This is a genomic window from Microbacterium sp. ARD31, from assembly GCF_031844425.1.
Window position 1 is genome coordinate 1 of record NZ_JAUZVE010000051.1, and the last position, 15,056, is coordinate 15,056.

Consider the following 15,056-nt stretch of genomic DNA (forward strand, 5'->3'; position numbering starts at 1 on the left):
CCCACCCCGGACCCGACACCGGACCCCACCCCGGACCCGACGCCTGATCCCGACCCGGACCCGACACCCGCGGATGCGACCCTGACGGGGTCGGTCACCGGCAGCGAGCCGCTGTACGGCGTGACCCTCCGCCCCGCTGGGCTGGCCACGGGCGACACCGCGACCCTGCAGGTCGAGCTGTCCCGGGTGGTCGTGGCCATCGCGCTCGACGACCGCTGCGAGCGACGGGAGGGCGGCATCACCTGCCGGATCTCCGCGTCCGACACCTCGCCGGTCACCATGATCCTGGTCGCGCCTGCGGGCGGCACGGTCACCGCCACCCTCGTGCCCGGCGCGGACGACCCCGAGCCCGGCAACAACACCTGGCAGACCGTGCTGCGCTGACCGGTGCCACGCGCACCCTTGGGGACGGGGCGCGCGCTCGGCGCGATCGTGTAGACAGGAGTCATGACGATCACCCGGTTGCTCGCCCGTCCGATGCTGGCCTCGATCTTCGTCGTCGGCGGCATCAACGCCCTGCGCAACGCCGAAGCCCACGCCGCCAAGGCGAAGCCGGTCACCGACCGGGTCGTCCCGCTGGCGCAGAAGGCCGTGCCCCAGGCGCCGATCCCGACCGACCCCCAGACGCTCGTGCGCGTCAACGCCGGCGCGCAGCTGCTCGCCGCGGCCGCGCTCGCCACCGGCCGGGCGCCCCGCCTCAGCGCCACCGTCCTCGCGGCCTCGCTGGTCCCCACCACCTTCGCCGGCCACCGCTTCTGGGAGGAGACGGACCCGCAGGCCAAGAACCTGCAGCGCCTGCAGTTCGCCAAGAACGCCTCCGTGCTCGGCGGCCTCCTGCTCGCTGCCGTCGACACCGAGGGCAAGCCGGGTGTGGCCTGGCGGGCCCGCCGCGCGGCCGCCGACGTGCGCCGCGAGGCCAAGCAGGTCGCCAAGGACGCCCGCCGCGAGGCGAAGCTCGCGCGCGCACAGCTCACCTGACCTCGCCTCCCGACCTCGATAGGGTGCGCGGGTGAGTGAGCCCGCGACGCCCGACGAGCCGACCGACCTGTGGCCGGCGCCGCGCCCGCGTGACGCGGTCGACCGGGTCGTATCGCTGCCCGGCAGCAAGTCGCTGACCAACCGCGCCCTCCTGCTCGCCGCCCTCGCCGACGGCCCCAGCGTCGTACGACGTCCGCTGCGCTCGCGCGACACCCTGCTCATGGCCGCCGCTCTCGGCGCCCTCGGCACGGGGCTCGAGGACCAGGACGGCGACTGGGCCGTCACCCCCGCGCCGTGGGAGTCCGACGCCGCCGTCGACTGCGGGCTGGCCGGGACGGTCATGCGGTTCGTGCCGCCGGTGGCGGGCCTCGCCCGGGGCACGGTGGCGTTCGACGGCGACCCGCACATGCGGCTGCGACCGGTCGGTCCGATGCTGTCCGCGCTCGCGGCGCTCGGGGTCCGGATCGACGACGGCGGCCGCGGGGCGCTGCCCTTCGCCGTGCACGGCGCCGGTGAGGTGCCCGGCGGCACCGTGACCATCGACGCGAGCGCGTCCTCGCAGTTCGTGTCCGCGCTGCTGCTCGCCGGCGCCCGCTACGAGCACGGCGTCGACGTCCGGCACGTCGGCAAGCCGGTGCCCTCGCTCCCCCACATCGAGATGACCGTCCAGATGCTGCGGCAGCACGGTGTCGAGGTCGACGACCACGACGCCAACCGGTGGGCGGTCGCCCCCGGGCCGGTCCGCGCGGTCGACCACGACATCGAGCCCGACCTCTCCAACGCGGCGCCGTTCCTCGCGCTCGGCGCCGCGACGGGTGGTCGCGTCACGGTGACCGACTGGCCCGCGGAGACGACCCAGCCCGGCGACGAGCTGCGCGAGATCCTCACCCGGATGGGCTGTGAGGTGACCCTCGCTGACGGCGACCTCACCGTGGTCGGCCCCGAGCGACTCAGCGGGGTGGACCTCGACCTCCACGACGTCGGCGAGCTCACCCCGGCCGTCGCCGCGCTGTGCGCGCTCGCCGACTCCCCCTCGCACCTGCGCGGGATCGCCCACATCCGCGGCCACGAGACCGACCGGCTCGCGGCGCTGGCCACCGAGCTCGGCCGCCTCGGGGCCGACGTCACGGAGCGCGAGGACGGCCTCTCCATCCGGCCGGCCGCACTGCACGGAGGCACCTTCCACACCTACGCCGACCACCGGATGGCCCACGCAGGAGTGATCCTCGGGCTCGCCGTCGACGACGTGCTCGTGGAGGACGTCGCCACCACGTCGAAGACCTTCCCCGACTTCGCGTCCGCCTGGACCCGCGCCGTCCACGGGACCGCCACGTGACGGGCCGCTACTCCGAGCACGACCACGAGCACTACGAGCGCCCGCGGCGCCGCACCCGGCCGCGGACCAAGGACCGGCCGAGCTACGACGACGCCGTCGACGCACGCGTGGTGACGGTCGACCGCGGTCGCTTCACCCTGCTCCTCGACGGACGCCGGGTGATGGCGATGAAGTCCCGCCCGCTGGGCCGCAAGGGCGTCGTCGTCGGCGACCACGTCCGGGTCGTCGGCGACACCAGCGGGACCGACGGCTCGCTGGCCCGGATCGTGGAGGTCGTCGAGCGCACCACGACGCTGCGCCGCACCGCCGACGACGACGACCCCGTGGAGCGCGTGATCGTCTCCAACGCCGACCAGCTCGTGGTGGTGACCGCGCTCGCCGATCCCGAGCCGCGCCCGCGCCTGATCGACCGCGCCCTCGTGGCGGCGTACGACGCCGGGATGGCGCCGCTGCTCTGCCTCACCAAGGCCGACCTCGCCGACCCGGAGACGCTGCTGTCGACCTACCGCTCCCTGGGTGTGCCGTGGGTCGTCACGCAGCTCAAGGGCGAGGGCGCCGGCGACCTGACCGAGCTGCGCGAGCGGCTGCGCGGGCGCACCAGCGTGCTCGTCGGGCACAGCGGCGTCGGCAAGTCGACGCTCGTCAACGCGCTCGTCCCCGACGCGGGTCGCGAGGTGGGCATCGTCAACGCCGTGACCGGTCGCGGCCGCCACACCTCCACCAGCGCCTACCTGCTGGAGCTGCCCAGCGAGGACGGGAGGGGCGACGGCTGGATCATCGACACCCCCGGCATCCGCTCCTTCGGCCTCGCGCACGTCCAGCCCGAGAACCTCATCGAGGCCTTCCCCGACCTCGACGAGATGACCGAGACGTGCCCGCGCGGGTGCACCCACGGCACGGACGAGCCGGAGTGCGGGCTCGACGAGGCGGTCGCCGCCGGCGAGGCCGATCCCGACCGGGTCGAGTCCTTCCGCCGGCTGCTCGCCGCCCGCGAGGGCGCGAGCGACTGGTAGCGCCGACCGCTACGGACTCACCCCCAGACGGCCCTGGCGCCGGAGTCCCCGGCCAGGTAGACCGTCACGAGCAGCGCGACCGCCCCGACGGCCAGCAGCAGCGCGACCGGGACGCCGAACCGCGTCTCGCGCGCACCGCGCCCGGACGCCAGCGCCGAGACGCCACCGAGGGCCCAGGCCGCGAGGGCAGAAAGCCCCGCGTAGCCCAGCGCGACGTTGCGCATCAGCTCGCCGTCCTCCTCGTGGTCCGCCACGATGGGTGCCAGCTCCGGTCGCGACTCGAGCAGTGCCTCGCCCGCCTGGACGGCGAGCACCGACGCGGCAGCAGCCACCACCGCGAGCACCACGAGCGGCCAGCGCAGCAGCCAGCGCCAGCGCGGGACGGCGGCGTACGCCAGTCCGGTGAGGGCGGCGAGCGGTCCGAGGACGACGACGGCGTGGACGACGAGCGGGTGCAGCGGCACACCGTTGAGTTCCATGCGTGCAGGCTAGGGGCGGATGCTGGGAATAGCCTGTGAACATGCCCATCACCGGCGGCACCGCCGACCACACCGACGACCTGCGCCTGGCCCACGTCCTGGCCGACGACGCGGACTCGCTCACCCAGGCCCGGTTCAAGGCCCTTGACCTCCACGTCATGAGCAAGCCCGACCTCACGCCCGTCACCGACGCCGACAAGGCCGTCGAGGAGGGCATCCGCCGCACGCTGTCGCGCGTCCGGTCGCGCGACGCGGTGGTCGGCGAGGAGCAGGGCACCACCGGGCACAGCCAGCGCCGGTGGATCGTCGACCCGATCGACGGCACCAAGAACTACGTCCGCGGCGTGCCGGTCTGGGCGACACTCATCGCGCTGGCGGTCGACGACGAGGTGGTCCTCGGCGTCGTCTCCGCCCCCCAGCTCCAGCGCCGGTGGTGGGCCTCGGCGGGCAACGGCGCCTGGACGGGCCGCTCGCTGCTGAAGGCGACCCGGTGCGAGGTCTCCGACGTACGCCGCCTCGAGGACGCGTCACTGAGCTACTCGTCCCTGTCGGGCTGGGACGAGCGCGACCGCCTCGACGACTTCGTGTCGCTGTCCCGGCGGTGCTGGCGCACCCGCGCCTACGGCGACTTCTGGTCCTACATGCTGCTCGCCGAGGGTGCGGTCGACCTGGCCGCCGAGCCCGAGCTCGAGCTCTACGACATGGCCGCGCTCGACGTCATCGTCCGCGAGGCCGGCGGACGCTTCACCGCCCTCGACGGCACCGACGGACCCTGGGGCGGGAACGCGCTCGCCAGCAACGGCCACCTCCACGACGCCGCGCTGTCCTTCCTCGGCGCGCTCCCCGACGACGACCTCGACCCCGACGTCCCGCGGCGCGGCCCCGGCTCGGTGAGCAACCTGCGCGACCGCCAGAGCCCGCCCGTCCTGGACTGAACGTCCGCACGGGCGCGGGGCCTGTCCCTCACGCCGCGGCTTGGCTACGGTGACTCATCCGTAGTGCCGCCGGACGAGAGGTCGAGACCATGAGGATCAAGGACGTCATCCAGCACAAGGCCAGCCAGGACGTGGTGACCATCGGCCCCGACGCCACGGTCCGCGAGCTGATCGCGCTGCTGGCCGAGCACAACGTGGGCGCCCTCGTCGTGAGCGACGACGGCGAGCGCGTGTCCGGCATCGTGAGCGAGCGCGACGTCGTACGCCGCCTGCACGCCGACGAGGCCGTGCTCGACAGCGCCGTGAGCACGATCATGACCGCCGAGGTGCGCACCTGCACGGGCGAGGACGGCCTCACCGACCTCATGCAGACGATGACCGAGCACCGCATCCGGCACGTCCCGGTGGTGGCCGACGGGAGGCTGACCGGCATCATCAGCATCGGTGACGTGGTGAAGAACCGCATCGGCGAGCTCGAGTTCGAGCGCGACCAGCTCGACAGCTACGTCCACCAGACCTGACCCAGACCTGAAGGAGCAATTGTGAGCGAGAAGCCCGACGTCGACCCGCACATGGGCGAGGTGCCCGCCGACCTCGAGGTCACCGACCTCGTCGAGGGCGAGGGCGCCGAGGCCACGTCCGGCTCGACGGTCTCGGTCCACTACGTGGGCGTCGCCCACTCCACGGGCGAGGAGTTCGACGCGTCCTACAACCGCGGCACGCCGCTGCAGTTCCGCCTCGGCATCGGCCAGGTCATCTCCGGCTGGGACACCGGCGTGCAGGGCATGAAGGTCGGCGGTCGCCGCCGGCTCGTGATCCCCCCGCACCTCGGCTACGGCGACCGCGGAGCGGGCGGCGTGATCAAGCCGGGCGAGACGCTGATCTTCGTGGTGGACCTGCTCGAGGTCCGCTGACCCCCAGCAACCACCCGCACCACCCCGCACGACCCCGACGCCGGGCGGCCCTTCACCGTCCTCAGGCCTGGGCGTCGTGGACCAGGATCGCGACCTGCACCCGGTTCTCGACACTCAGCTTGGTGAAGAGCCGCCCGACGTGCGTCTTCACCGTCGGCACGCCCATGAAGAGGTCCGCGGCGATCTCGGCGTTGCTCTGGCCGCGCGCCACGCCCTCGGCCACGTCGCGCTCGCGCTCGGTCAGCCCGGCCAGTGCCGCGCGGGCGGCGCGGGCGCGCTCGCCCGCCCCGGGCTCCGCGTCGTCGCGCGTGACGGCGGCGATCAGCTGCGCGGTCACGCTGGGCGAGAGCATCGGCTGGCCCGACGCGACGGTCCGGACGGCCTCGACGAGCCGTGCGGGCGGGGTGTCCTTGAGCAGGAAGCCGGCCGCGCCCGCGCGCAGCGCGCGGAGCACCATGTCGTCGGTGTCGAAGGTCGTCAGCACGATGATCCGCAGACCGGGGTGCTGGGCCAGGAGCGTCTCGGTCGCGCTGAGCCCGTCGCGCACCGGCATCCGGATGTCCATCAGCACCACGTCGGCGCCCGACCGCGGCACGACGGTCAGGGCCTCCTCGCCGTCGCCGGCCTCGGCGACCACGCTGATCCCGGACGCCCCGCCCAGCATCATCCCCAGCGCCGCGCGGACCATCGGGTCGTCGTCGACGACCGCGAGCGAGATCTGCGGGGGCGCGGTCGCGATGCCCTCCCCAGCGCTCGTCCCCCCGGTCACGAGTCCCACGGTATCCATGCCCGCACGGCGTACCCGCCACTGGCATCGACGCCGTGGTTGATCCGCCCGCCGGCGAGCGCGGCGCGCTCCGCGAGGCCGATCAGGCCGAGCCCCGAGGCCGGAAGCGACGGACGGCCCGGGCCGGAGCCGACCGGAGCCGCGTTGCGCACGGCGACCACCAGCCCGTCGTCGGGTGAGCCCGCCAGGTCGACGGTGACGGCGGTGCCCCGGGCGTGCTTGCGCGCGTTGGTGAGCGCCTCCTGCACGATGCGGTACGCCGTCCGGCCGGTGCTCGCGGGCAGCTCTCCCCCGACCCGGTCCGAGAGCCGTACCCGCATCCCGCCCGCGCGCTCCTCGGCCACCAGCGCGGCGACGTCGTCGAGCCCGGGCTGCGGCCGCTCGGGGGCGGTCCCGGTGGGCCGGGTCGGGTCGCGGAGCACGCCGAGCACGGCCCGGAGGTCGGAGAGTGCCCGGTGGGCGTTCTCCTCGATCGACTTCGCGGCGCTCGCCTGCTCCTGCGCGCTCAGGTCGGTCCGGTAGCCCAGCGCACCGGCGTTCATCGCGACCAGGGAGATCCGGTGGGCCAGCACGTCGTGCATCTCGCGGGCGATCCGCGTCCGCTCGGCGGCCTGCGCCTGGGCGACGCGCGCCCGCTGCTCGCGCTCGGCCGTCTCAGCACGGTCCCGGTAGGAGTCGACGAGCTGGCGCTGCGAGCCCATGGCGTAGCCGGTGGCGATGAGGATGCCCACGACAAGGACCCCGAAGGCGATCGACACCCACAGCGGCAGCGCGTCCTCGGAGAGCCCGATGCGTTCCTGCACCACGCCGCCCAGGACGCTGAGGGGCGCGACAACGGCCAGCAGCCGCCACCGGCGGCGCGAGGCGATCGAGCCGACGATCCACGACGCCGGACCGGCGCTTGAGACGGAGACGAACGAGAAGGCCGTCAGCAGCAGGGCGACCGCTGCGGGGCGACGGTGCCGCCAGCGGATGAGCACGAAGGAGAGCAGGCCCAGGAGGGGGTCGCCGACGAGGAACCACATCACCCTCGGGTCGCCGGCCGGCCGCTCGGCCGCGGTCACCACCATGACGCCCCAGGTCCCCAGGCTGATCACGAGGGCGAGGGCGTAGCGCCACGTCGACGCCCAGCGGGTCGGACGCTCCCCGGTGACCACTGAGTCGTCCTCGGGCACTGGCATGGGCCAGAGGCTAGAGGACCCCGGACGTCCCGGGCGTCCGACCAAGGTGTCGGCCAGGAGGCCCGGTTCGATACCTGGGTCGGATGCCGTGGACCCCTGCGTCCGATGCCGGGCGCCTGCTGTGACCGCGAGGCTGGAGCCATGATCACAGTGGAGAACCTCACCAAGCGCTACGGCGGCTTCACCGCCGTGGACGACATCTCGTTCGAGGTGCGTCCCGGCAGCGTGGTCGGCTTCCTCGGCCCGAACGGCGCCGGGAAGTCGACCGCGATGAGGATGATGACCGGGCTGACCCCGGCCACCTCGGGCCGGGCGACCATCCTCGGCCAGACCTACCGCGAGCTGCACAACCCCGCCCGCCAGGTCGGCGTGATGCTCGACGCCTCGGCCCAGCACCCCGGCCGCACCGGCCGCGAGGTGCTCCTCGTCGCCGCGATCTCCATCGGCGTCCCCCGCACCCGCGTCGAGGAGGTCCTCGCGCTCGTCGGCCTGACCGAGGACGAGGCCGGGCGCCGGGTCCGCAACTACTCCCTCGGCATGCGCCAGCGCCTAGGACTGGCCGCAGCCTTGCTCGGCGAGCCGCAGGTCCTGGTCCTCGACGAGCCGGCCAACGGCCTCGACCCGCAGGGCATCCACTGGATGCGCGGGCTGCTGCGGCGCTTCGCCGACGGCGGCGGCACCGTGCTGCTCTCCAGCCACCTGCTCCACGAGGTGCAGATCGTCGCCGACGACCTGGTCATGATCGGCCGCGGCCGCATCGTGGCCATGGGCTCCAAGGAGGAGCTGCTCGCCCGCGGCGGCACCACCGTCCACTCGACCGACGACGCCCGCCTCTCCGGCCTGCTGGAGGCGGCCGGCGTGCCGGTGACGCGGACCGGCTCCGGGCTCGTCGTCGACGCCGAGCCCGGCGTGGTCGGCCGGATCGCCGCCGACGAGCGCGTCGTGCTCCTCGAGCTGCGCTCCGGCGGCTCCGAGGGCCTCGAAGAGATGTTCCTCGGCCTCACCGCCGCCACCTCGCGCGAAGGAGACGCAGCATGAGCCGCCTCGACACCGACCCGACGACCCCCGCCGTCGGCGGCCACACGGACGGCGTGCGCATCCCGGAGCCGCTGCCCGGCCGACCGGGCGTGCCCTTCGGGCGGACCCTGCACGCCGAGCTGCGCAAGATGGTCGACACCCGCGCCGGTCGCTGGATGGTCATCGTGATGGCGGCGGTCGCCGCGATCATCCTGGCGGCGTTCCTCATCTGGGGTCCTGCGGAGGACGCCTCGTTCCGCGGCCTGCTGGAGCTCTCCACGCTGCCCCTGGCGATGCTCCTGCCGGTCCTCGGCATCATGGCCGCGACCGCCGAGTGGTCGCAGCGCACCGGCCTGGTCACCTTCACCCTCGAGCCCCGCCGCGGCCGGGTGGTGCTGGCCAAGGTGCTGGCCGCCCTGCTGCTCGCGCTGGTCGTGCTCGCGGTCGCGGTCGTCGCGTCGGCGCTGGCCAACGTCGTGGGCGGCACCGGCGAGTGGGACCTGTCCGGAGCGGCCGCCTCCGGCCTCGTGCTCGCCCTGATGATCTACGTCCTGCAAGGCGTCGCGTTCGGGCTGCTGTTCCTCAACACGCCCGTCGCGATCGTCTCGGTGCTGGTGCTGCCGACCGTCTGGTCGATCGCCACCATGGCCATCTCGGCCCTCGCGGACGCCGGCCGGTGGCTCAACCTCGACGCGGTGACCCAGCCGCTCTTCGCCGGCGAGATGGCCGGCCGTGACTGGGCCCAGCTCGGGACCGCCACCGCGGTGTGGGTGCTGCTCCCCCTGGCGGTCGGGACCTACCGGGTGCTGCACCGCGAGGTGAAGTAGACCGCTCCCCCGTCACCAGGGGACGTCGATCTCGGCCTCTCCCGTCGCGACCCGGGCCGCCAGCCCGCCCAGCGTGACCACGTCACCGGGGACGAGCTGGCGGCCCCGCCGCGTCTCCACCTCGCCGTTGACCAGGACGGCGCCGTCGGCGATCACCGGCTTGGCCTCGGCGCCGCTCTCCACGAGGTTCGCCAGCTTGAGGAACTGCCCCAGCCGGATCGACTCGTCACGGATCGGCACGTCCATCGGCTCGGGCTCGCGGGTCATGGGGCCAGTCAACACCGTCCGCGCACGCGGCGGGACGTCCCCGTGCGAGGGTGGGGCCGACCACCGACAGCCACGCCGTACCCCGGGGAGATCCATGCGCCGTCCGCTCCTGCTCATCGTGCTGCTCGTCCTCGTGGCGGTCGGCCTGCCCGCAGCGGCGTACGACACCGCGCCGGCGGCGCGCGCGGGGAAGTCCGGCTGCCAGGCGTCCGGTGGCATCGAGGTGTGCTTCTCCTCCCCGCCCACGCGGCCGGGCGACCCGACGGTGCTGGCGCGGCCGAGCGCGCTCTTCGACGCCGCGGGCCCCGGCGACAGCATCCGCGTCGCGATGTTCCGCTGGGACATCGAGCCACCGACGAAGGCGCTGATCGCGGCCCAGCGGCGCGGCGCGGAGGTCTACCTCGTCGGTGACGACGACCTGCGGCTCAACTCGCGGGGACGGCGACTCATCGAGAAGCTGGAGGCCCAGGACCCCGCCCGGAAGAACGTCACGATCTGCCGCGGCGCGTGCCTGCCGTGGCGGGCACCCGGGCCGTTCCCCGACAGCCAGAACGTGCAGCACCTGAAGTTCTACGTCACCGACATCGGCGGGGTGCAGTCGTTCATCACCAGCTCGGCCAACCTCGAGGACCGGCAGTACCGCCAGTACAACTCCTTGCTCAAGATCGACGACCCCGCGCTGTACCGCTTCGGCACGGAGTACTTCGCGCGGCTGTTCGACCAGAGCCTCACGGTCGGCGGACGCACCTGGGACGACCGGCGCAAGACCTTCGACTCCGGGACGGTCAGCGCCACGGTCTACCCGACGCGCCGCGACCTGTTGCTCGCGACCCTGCGCGACGTCTCGTGCCGGCCCGGGGCGCGCGACGTGAACGCCATGTTCGCGGTGATCCAGCGTGCCGACGTGCGCGCCGAGCTGGCCCGCCTGTCCAGCCGGGGCTGCCGGGTGCGGGTCATCACCACGCGCGACACCGTCGAGAACTGGATGGAGGCCAGGCTGCCCCAGGGGCGCCTGCCGCGCTCCGCCGTCCGGACGACGCTGACCCACGACAAGATGCTGACGGTCCACGCACGGTTCCGGGGCCGCCCGACCTTCCTCACCGTCACGGGCACCTCGAACACCACCTGCGGCGGCCTGCTCTACAACGACGAGGTGATGGTGCGCATCCTCGACAACCGCTGGCTGCACGACCAGTACGCCGCTCACTTCGACGACGCGTGGCGCCACTCCCACCAGAGCCGGTCGCCGGTCATGCCCGTGATGAAGCCCTGCCGGCGCTGACGGGCCCGGCGCCCGTCAGGGCACCAACAAGCTGACCGCGTGGATCAGCACGCCGACGAGCCCGCCGACGATCGTGCCGTTGATCCGGATGAACTGCAGGTCGCGTCCGACGTGGAGCTCGATGCGGCGGGCCGCCTCCTTGCCGTCCCAGCGCTCGATGGTGTGGGTGATCACCGTCGTCACCTCGGCGCCGTAGCGCTCCACCATGAACACGGTCAGGTCGGCAGCCATCCGGTCCAGGCGCTCGCGCAGGGCAGCGTCGTCGCGCAGCCGCTCCGCGAACAGGTTCAGCTCGGCGAGCAGCCGCTGGCGCACCGCACCGTCGCGGTCCTGGATCGACCCCAGCAGGGCCGAGCGCATCGCCTTCCACAGCGAGATGGCCGTGGTGACCACCTGGGGGTGCTCCAGCAGCCGGTTCTTGAACGCCTCGGCCCGCTCCTGGGTCTCCACGTCGTTGAGCAGGTCGTGGGCCAGCTGGCCCAGCATCGAGTCGAGCGCCTCGCGGGCCCGGTGGTGCGGGTCGTCGCGGATGTCCTCCAGCCAGGCCAGCGCCTGCACGTGCAGGCGCGAGGTGACCGCGTCGTTGAGCCGCGGCGGGGCCCACCACGGCGCCCGCTCCTCCAGCACGCGCGAGAACGTCTCGGGGTTGTCGACGAGCCAGCGGTGCATCTCGTCGACCGCAAGGTCCACGACCCCGTGGTGCAGGTCGTCGCGCAGCACCTCCATGAGGGTCGACCCCAGGAGCGGCGAGATCGGCTCCTCGCGGAACCGCGGCACGAGCGCCTGGGTGACGAGGTCGGCGACGTGGTCGTCGCGCACCTTGCCCAGCGCGATCGCCGCCACGTCGGACGCCTCGTCGACCACCCGGCGGGCGTTGGCGGGTTCGGCCAGCCACTCACCGACCCGGGCCGAGATCGTCGCGGCGGCCACCCGGTCACGGATGATGTCCTCCTGGAGGAAGTTCTCACCGACGAACTCCTCGAGCCCCTTGCCGAGCTCGTCCTTGCGCTTCGGCACCAGCGCGGTGTGCGGGATCGGCAGGCCGAGCGGGTGCTTGAAGAGGGCGGTGACCGCGAACCAGTCGGCGATCGCACCGACCATCGACGCCTCGGCGCCCGCGTTGACGAAGCCCCAGAACCCGTCGCGGCCGAGCGTGGCGACGTACACGCAGGCGGCGAGGAGCAGCAGCCCCACGGCGACCGTACGCATCCGCCTCAGGCCGCGGCGGCGCGCCTCGTCGGCCCCGGGATCGGGCGTGATGAGGGAGATCGTCGGGGCGACCGTCGGGGGCGTGGCGGGCATGCCAGCCATCGTGCCCGACCGTGCCAGAATGCGGCGCATGCCTCGCACCGTGATCACCTTCGGAACGTTCGACGTGTTCCACGTCGGGCACCTGCGCGTGCTCGAGCGCGCGGCGGCGCTGGGCGACCGGCTCGTGGTCGGCGTGTCCGCCGACGCGCTCAACGAGCGCAAGAAGGGCCGCGTGCCGGTGTTCACCCAGCGCGAGCGGCTGGCCATCGTCGGCGCGCTCAAGGTGGTCGACGAGGTCTTCGTCGAGGAGAGCCTGGAGCAGAAGCGCGACTACATCCTCGAGCACGGCGCCGACGTGCTCGTGATGGGCGACGACTGGGCCGGGAAGTTCGACGAGCTCTCCGACGTGTGCGAGGTGGTCTACCTCGAGCGGACCCCGGCCATCTCCACCACCGCGATCATCGAGCACATCGCCGATCTCTGAGGCCGTCCGGCGTCCCGTCGGCGGCCCGGCGCTGGGTTAGGGTCACACCCGAGATGACAACCACGAGGGGAAACATGCGCAGAATCGTCACCACCGCTGTTGCTCTGGCACTGATGGGTGGCGCGGCGCTGTCCGCCCCGGCCGTCGCTGCCGACCAGGGCGGCGCCGACCACCGCCCGTCGGGCCCCGGCCGCACCCACGTGCCGTCGCCGGCCGAGGCCCTCGAGCTCGCCCCCGAGCCGGCCCTGCCGGAGTTCGGCGAGGCCACCCCGTCCGAGATGCTCGACACGGCGCGCCGGGTGATGACGGGCAAGGCGCTCCCGCGCGACCCCTCCGCCACGCTCGCGCTGCGCGACCTCTGGCTCAACAAGACCAAGCTCCGCGGCACCGAGCGTCGCCTCGCCGACCGCCTCCTCGCCCGCCCGACCGACGGCGTCGGCGACCCGCAGGGCTTCGGCTACACCGTCCCCGAGGCCGCCCCGGTCTGCAACACGCGGCTGTGCATCCACTACGTCCCGACCGGCTCCGACGCCCCGCCGTCGCCGGACTGGCCGGCCACCAACCTGGCCGTCATGGACGCCGTGTGGAGCCAGGAGGTCGACGGCCTCGGCTACCGCGCGCCGCTGACCGACGGCGCCAAGGGCGGCAACGCGCTCTTCGACGTCTACCTCAAGGACCTCGGTGGCGACATCTACGGCTTCTGCGCCGGCGAGGACGTCGTCAAGAAGCGCACCGGCTCGGGCTACTGCGTGCTCGACAACGACTTCGCGGCCGCGCAGTTCCCCAACGGCACCCCGACCGACAACCTGACGGTCACCGCGGCCCACGAGTTCTTCCACGCCATCCAGTACGCCTACGACTTCAACGAGGACCCCTGGATGATGGAGTCCACGGCGACGTGGATGGAGGAGCGGATCGCGACCGCGGTCAACGACAACCGCCAGTACTTCCCGTGGAGCCAGATCTACGCCCCGTACCTCCCGCTCGACCTGTTCAGCCGCAACGAGGGCTACCAGTACGGCAACTGGGTGTTCTGGGAGTACCTCTCCACCAAGTACGGCGTCGGCGTCGTCAAGAAGGTGTGGGACCAGGCCGGCTCCCTGAAGAGCGACGGTGGCAAGAACAGCATCGCCGCGCTCCAGAAGGTGCTGAAGAAGAAGGGCGGCTTCGGCAAGGTCTACGCCCAGTTCGCCGCCGGCAACCTCACCCCGGCCGCCAACTACCCCGAGGGCGCCGAGTACCCGTTCCCCAAGGTCCGCGGCGGCAAGAAGCTCAGCAAGGGCAAGCGCGCCAAGCGCTTCGCGGTGAAGGTCAACCACCTCGCCTCGGCGTCCTACGTCTACGTCCCCGGCAAGGGGCTCGGCAGCAAGAAGTGGAAGCTGTCGGTCGCGGTCAACGGCCCGGTGAAGGCCACCTCCCCCTACGCCGTGGTCGTCGTGCACCTCACCAACGGCAAGCGCCAGACCAAGCTGGTGAAGCTGAACCGGCGCGGTGACGGTCACAAGAAGGTCGCCTTCAGCAACAAGCGCGTCGCCGCCGTCTCCGTGACGCTGGTCAACGCCTCGACCCGCTACAAGTGCGGCCGGGACACCGTCCTGGCGTGCGAGGGCGTGCCGCTGGACGACAAGGCCCGCTTCTCGGTGAAGGGCAAGGTCGTCAAGCGCTGACGAACCGGCCGGTCCTCACGAGCTGAGGGCCAGCAGGGCGTGGAGCGCGGCGACGCACTCCGCGACCAGACCAGACAACGGGACCGGGCGCTCGCCGGTCGGCACAGCCGACCAGCTGAGCGCCCGGTCCTCCGTGTAGGCCCACCAGGCGCGTACGACGTCGTGCTGGCGCGCCGGCACCCCGAGCGCCGCGACCACCCGGTCGGTGCTGCCCTGGCGCACCGAGTCCATGACCTCGCTGACCCGCGGGTCGGCGACGCCGTGCCCGTGGACGAGCGCGAGGTAGAAGTCGCGCCGTCGTTCGATCTGCTCCACCATCAGCCGGGTCGTCATCTCGACCTGCTGCTCCCCCGGCAGGTCCTCGTCCGGCGCGGTGGTGCGCAGCATCCGGCGACCCGCCGCGGCGATGCAGGCGAGGTAGAAGTCGGTCTTGGTCGGGAAGTAGTGGAAGAGCAGGCCGCGCGAGATGCCCGCCTCGGTGGCGATGTCGTCCATGGACAGGTCCTGGATGGGCGTCTCGACGATCTTGGCGAGCCCGATGGCCACCAGCTGCCGGCGGCGCTCGTCGGCGCTCAGCCGTCGGCGTACGGGGGCGGCGGCCTCGCTGTGGTCGGACACACTGTTGAGCATTGCTCAAC

General features: G+C 73.0%; 18 protein-coding genes. 12 read left to right on the forward strand and 6 right to left on the reverse strand.

All coding sequences use genetic code 11. The features are described from left to right. From Q9S36_RS43750 to rsgA, 4 genes are all read left to right on the forward strand, one after another. A partial coding sequence (locus tag Q9S36_RS43750) for a hypothetical protein (RefSeq protein ID WP_311291021.1) occupies positions 1–384 on the forward strand: 384 nt, incomplete at its 5' end. 63 nt (positions 385–447) lie between these two features. Continuing rightward, positions 448–978, forward strand: a complete 531-nt coding sequence (locus Q9S36_RS43755; RefSeq protein ID WP_311291022.1) for a DoxX family membrane protein — start codon at positions 448–450, stop codon at positions 976–978. Between the two features lie 31 nt (positions 979–1,009). Then, positions 1,010–2,314 (forward strand): 3-phosphoshikimate 1-carboxyvinyltransferase, encoded by a 1,305-nt coding sequence (gene aroA, locus Q9S36_RS43760; protein WP_311291023.1) that lies wholly within the window; start codon positions 1,010–1,012, stop codon positions 2,312–2,314. Then, on the forward strand, positions 2,311–3,327 hold the full coding sequence (rsgA, locus tag Q9S36_RS43765) for a ribosome small subunit-dependent GTPase A (protein ID WP_311291024.1): 1,017 nt from the start codon (positions 2,311–2,313) through the stop codon (positions 3,325–3,327). The genes aroA and rsgA overlap by 4 nt, the downstream gene beginning before the upstream one ends. Positions 3,328–3,344: 17 nt before the next feature. On the opposite strand, the gene Q9S36_RS43770 is transcribed toward rsgA, so the two are convergent. Next, entirely contained in the window at positions 3,345–3,806 is a 462-nt protein-coding gene (locus tag Q9S36_RS43770; protein ID WP_311291025.1) for a DUF2231 domain-containing protein, read from the reverse strand. A gap of 41 nt (positions 3,807–3,847) precedes the next feature. On the opposite strand from Q9S36_RS43770, the gene Q9S36_RS43775 reads away from it, so the two are divergent. From Q9S36_RS43775 to Q9S36_RS43785, 3 genes are all read left to right on the forward strand, one after another. Next, entirely contained in the window at positions 3,848–4,741 is an 894-nt protein-coding gene (locus tag Q9S36_RS43775; RefSeq protein WP_311291026.1) for an inositol monophosphatase family protein, read from the forward strand. Positions 4,742–4,830: 89 nt separating this feature from the next. After that, positions 4,831–5,262, forward strand: a complete 432-nt coding sequence (locus Q9S36_RS43780; protein WP_311291027.1) for a CBS domain-containing protein — start codon at positions 4,831–4,833, stop codon at positions 5,260–5,262. Between the two features lie 51 nt (positions 5,263–5,313). Beyond that, positions 5,314–5,655: an FKBP-type peptidyl-prolyl cis-trans isomerase gene (locus Q9S36_RS43785; RefSeq protein ID WP_311291071.1), complete on the forward strand. Its 342-nt coding sequence runs from the start codon at positions 5,314–5,316 to the stop codon at positions 5,653–5,655. Positions 5,656–5,716: 61 nt separating this feature from the next. On the opposite strand, the gene Q9S36_RS43790 is transcribed toward Q9S36_RS43785, so the two are convergent. Further along, positions 5,717–6,442 carry a response regulator gene (locus tag Q9S36_RS43790; RefSeq protein ID WP_396653960.1) on the reverse strand — a complete coding sequence of 242 codons (726 nt, stop codon included), beginning with the start codon at positions 6,440–6,442 and terminating at the stop codon, positions 5,717–5,719. Continuing rightward, positions 6,421–7,623, reverse strand: coding sequence for a histidine kinase (locus Q9S36_RS43795; protein WP_311291029.1), 1,203 nt, complete (start codon positions 7,621–7,623; stop codon positions 6,421–6,423). The genes Q9S36_RS43790 and Q9S36_RS43795 overlap by 22 nt, the downstream gene beginning before the upstream one ends. A gap of 141 nt (positions 7,624–7,764) precedes the next feature. Between Q9S36_RS43795 and Q9S36_RS43800 the strand changes: the two genes are divergently transcribed. Both Q9S36_RS43800 and Q9S36_RS43805 read left to right on the forward strand, forming a co-directional pair. Further along, entirely contained in the window at positions 7,765–8,661 is an 897-nt protein-coding gene (locus Q9S36_RS43800) for an ABC transporter ATP-binding protein (protein WP_311291030.1), read from the forward strand. Continuing rightward, the gene (locus Q9S36_RS43805) at positions 8,658–9,467 is read left to right on the forward strand and encodes an ABC transporter permease (protein ID WP_311291031.1); all 810 of its coding nucleotides are present in this window, start codon (positions 8,658–8,660) and stop codon (positions 9,465–9,467) included. The genes Q9S36_RS43800 and Q9S36_RS43805 overlap by 4 nt, the downstream gene beginning before the upstream one ends. A 12-nt stretch (positions 9,468–9,479) precedes the next feature. Here Q9S36_RS43805 and Q9S36_RS43810 read toward each other — a convergent pair whose 3' ends face one another. Next, positions 9,480–9,734: an RNA-binding S4 domain-containing protein gene (locus tag Q9S36_RS43810; RefSeq protein ID WP_311291032.1), complete on the reverse strand. Its 255-nt coding sequence runs from the start codon at positions 9,732–9,734 to the stop codon at positions 9,480–9,482. A gap of 94 nt (positions 9,735–9,828) precedes the next feature. On the opposite strand from Q9S36_RS43810, the gene Q9S36_RS43815 reads away from it, so the two are divergent. Beyond that, positions 9,829–11,016, forward strand: a complete 1,188-nt coding sequence (locus Q9S36_RS43815; RefSeq protein ID WP_311291033.1) for a phospholipase D-like domain-containing protein — start codon at positions 9,829–9,831, stop codon at positions 11,014–11,016. A gap of 15 nt (positions 11,017–11,031) precedes the next feature. Here Q9S36_RS43815 and Q9S36_RS43820 read toward each other — a convergent pair whose 3' ends face one another. After that, positions 11,032–12,318, reverse strand: coding sequence for a DUF445 domain-containing protein (locus Q9S36_RS43820; protein WP_311291034.1), 1,287 nt, complete (start codon positions 12,316–12,318; stop codon positions 11,032–11,034). A 37-nt stretch (positions 12,319–12,355) separates the two neighbouring features. Between Q9S36_RS43820 and Q9S36_RS43825 the strand changes: the two genes are divergently transcribed. Next, entirely contained in the window at positions 12,356–12,751 is a 396-nt protein-coding gene (locus Q9S36_RS43825) for an adenylyltransferase/cytidyltransferase family protein (RefSeq protein ID WP_311291035.1), read from the forward strand. Positions 12,752–12,825: 74 nt separating this feature from the next. After that, positions 12,826–14,418 (forward strand): MXAN_6640 family putative metalloprotease, encoded by a 1,593-nt coding sequence (locus Q9S36_RS43830; protein WP_311291036.1) that lies wholly within the window; start codon positions 12,826–12,828, stop codon positions 14,416–14,418. 15 nt (positions 14,419–14,433) lie between these two features. Here Q9S36_RS43830 and Q9S36_RS43835 read toward each other — a convergent pair whose 3' ends face one another. Next, positions 14,434–15,036 (reverse strand): TetR/AcrR family transcriptional regulator, encoded by a 603-nt coding sequence (locus tag Q9S36_RS43835; protein ID WP_311291037.1) that lies wholly within the window; start codon positions 15,034–15,036, stop codon positions 14,434–14,436. Positions 15,037–15,056: the final 20 nt, after the last annotated feature.

Coding starts and splice junctions, on each gene's coding strand:
- Q9S36_RS43755 (WP_311291022.1), top strand. CDS start 448: ATGACGATCACCCGGTTGCTCGCCCGTCCGATGCTGGCCTCGATCTTC.
- Q9S36_RS43820 (WP_311291034.1), bottom strand. CDS start 12,318: ATGCCCGCCACGCCCCCGACGGTCGCCCCGACGATCTCCCTCATCACG.
- Q9S36_RS43780 (WP_311291027.1), top strand. CDS start 4,831: ATGAGGATCAAGGACGTCATCCAGCACAAGGCCAGCCAGGACGTGGTG.
- Q9S36_RS43790 (WP_396653960.1), bottom strand. CDS start 6,442: ATGGATACCGTGGGACTCGTGACCGGGGGGACGAGCGCTGGGGAGGGC.
- Q9S36_RS43830 (WP_311291036.1), top strand. CDS start 12,826: ATGCGCAGAATCGTCACCACCGCTGTTGCTCTGGCACTGATGGGTGGC.
- Q9S36_RS43770 (WP_311291025.1), bottom strand. CDS start 3,806: ATGGAACTCAACGGTGTGCCGCTGCACCCGCTCGTCGTCCACGCCGTC.
- Q9S36_RS43815 (WP_311291033.1), top strand. CDS start 9,829: ATGCGCCGTCCGCTCCTGCTCATCGTGCTGCTCGTCCTCGTGGCGGTC.
- Q9S36_RS43805 (WP_311291031.1), top strand. CDS start 8,658: ATGAGCCGCCTCGACACCGACCCGACGACCCCCGCCGTCGGCGGCCAC.
- Q9S36_RS43795 (WP_311291029.1), bottom strand. CDS start 7,623: ATGCCAGTGCCCGAGGACGACTCAGTGGTCACCGGGGAGCGTCCGACC.
- Q9S36_RS43810 (WP_311291032.1), bottom strand. CDS start 9,734: ATGACCCGCGAGCCCGAGCCGATGGACGTGCCGATCCGTGACGAGTCG.
- Q9S36_RS43775 (WP_311291026.1), top strand. CDS start 3,848: ATGCCCATCACCGGCGGCACCGCCGACCACACCGACGACCTGCGCCTG.
- Q9S36_RS43785 (WP_311291071.1), top strand. CDS start 5,314: ATGGGCGAGGTGCCCGCCGACCTCGAGGTCACCGACCTCGTCGAGGGC.
- Q9S36_RS43825 (WP_311291035.1), top strand. CDS start 12,356: ATGCCTCGCACCGTGATCACCTTCGGAACGTTCGACGTGTTCCACGTC.
- Q9S36_RS43800 (WP_311291030.1), top strand. CDS start 7,765: ATGATCACAGTGGAGAACCTCACCAAGCGCTACGGCGGCTTCACCGCC.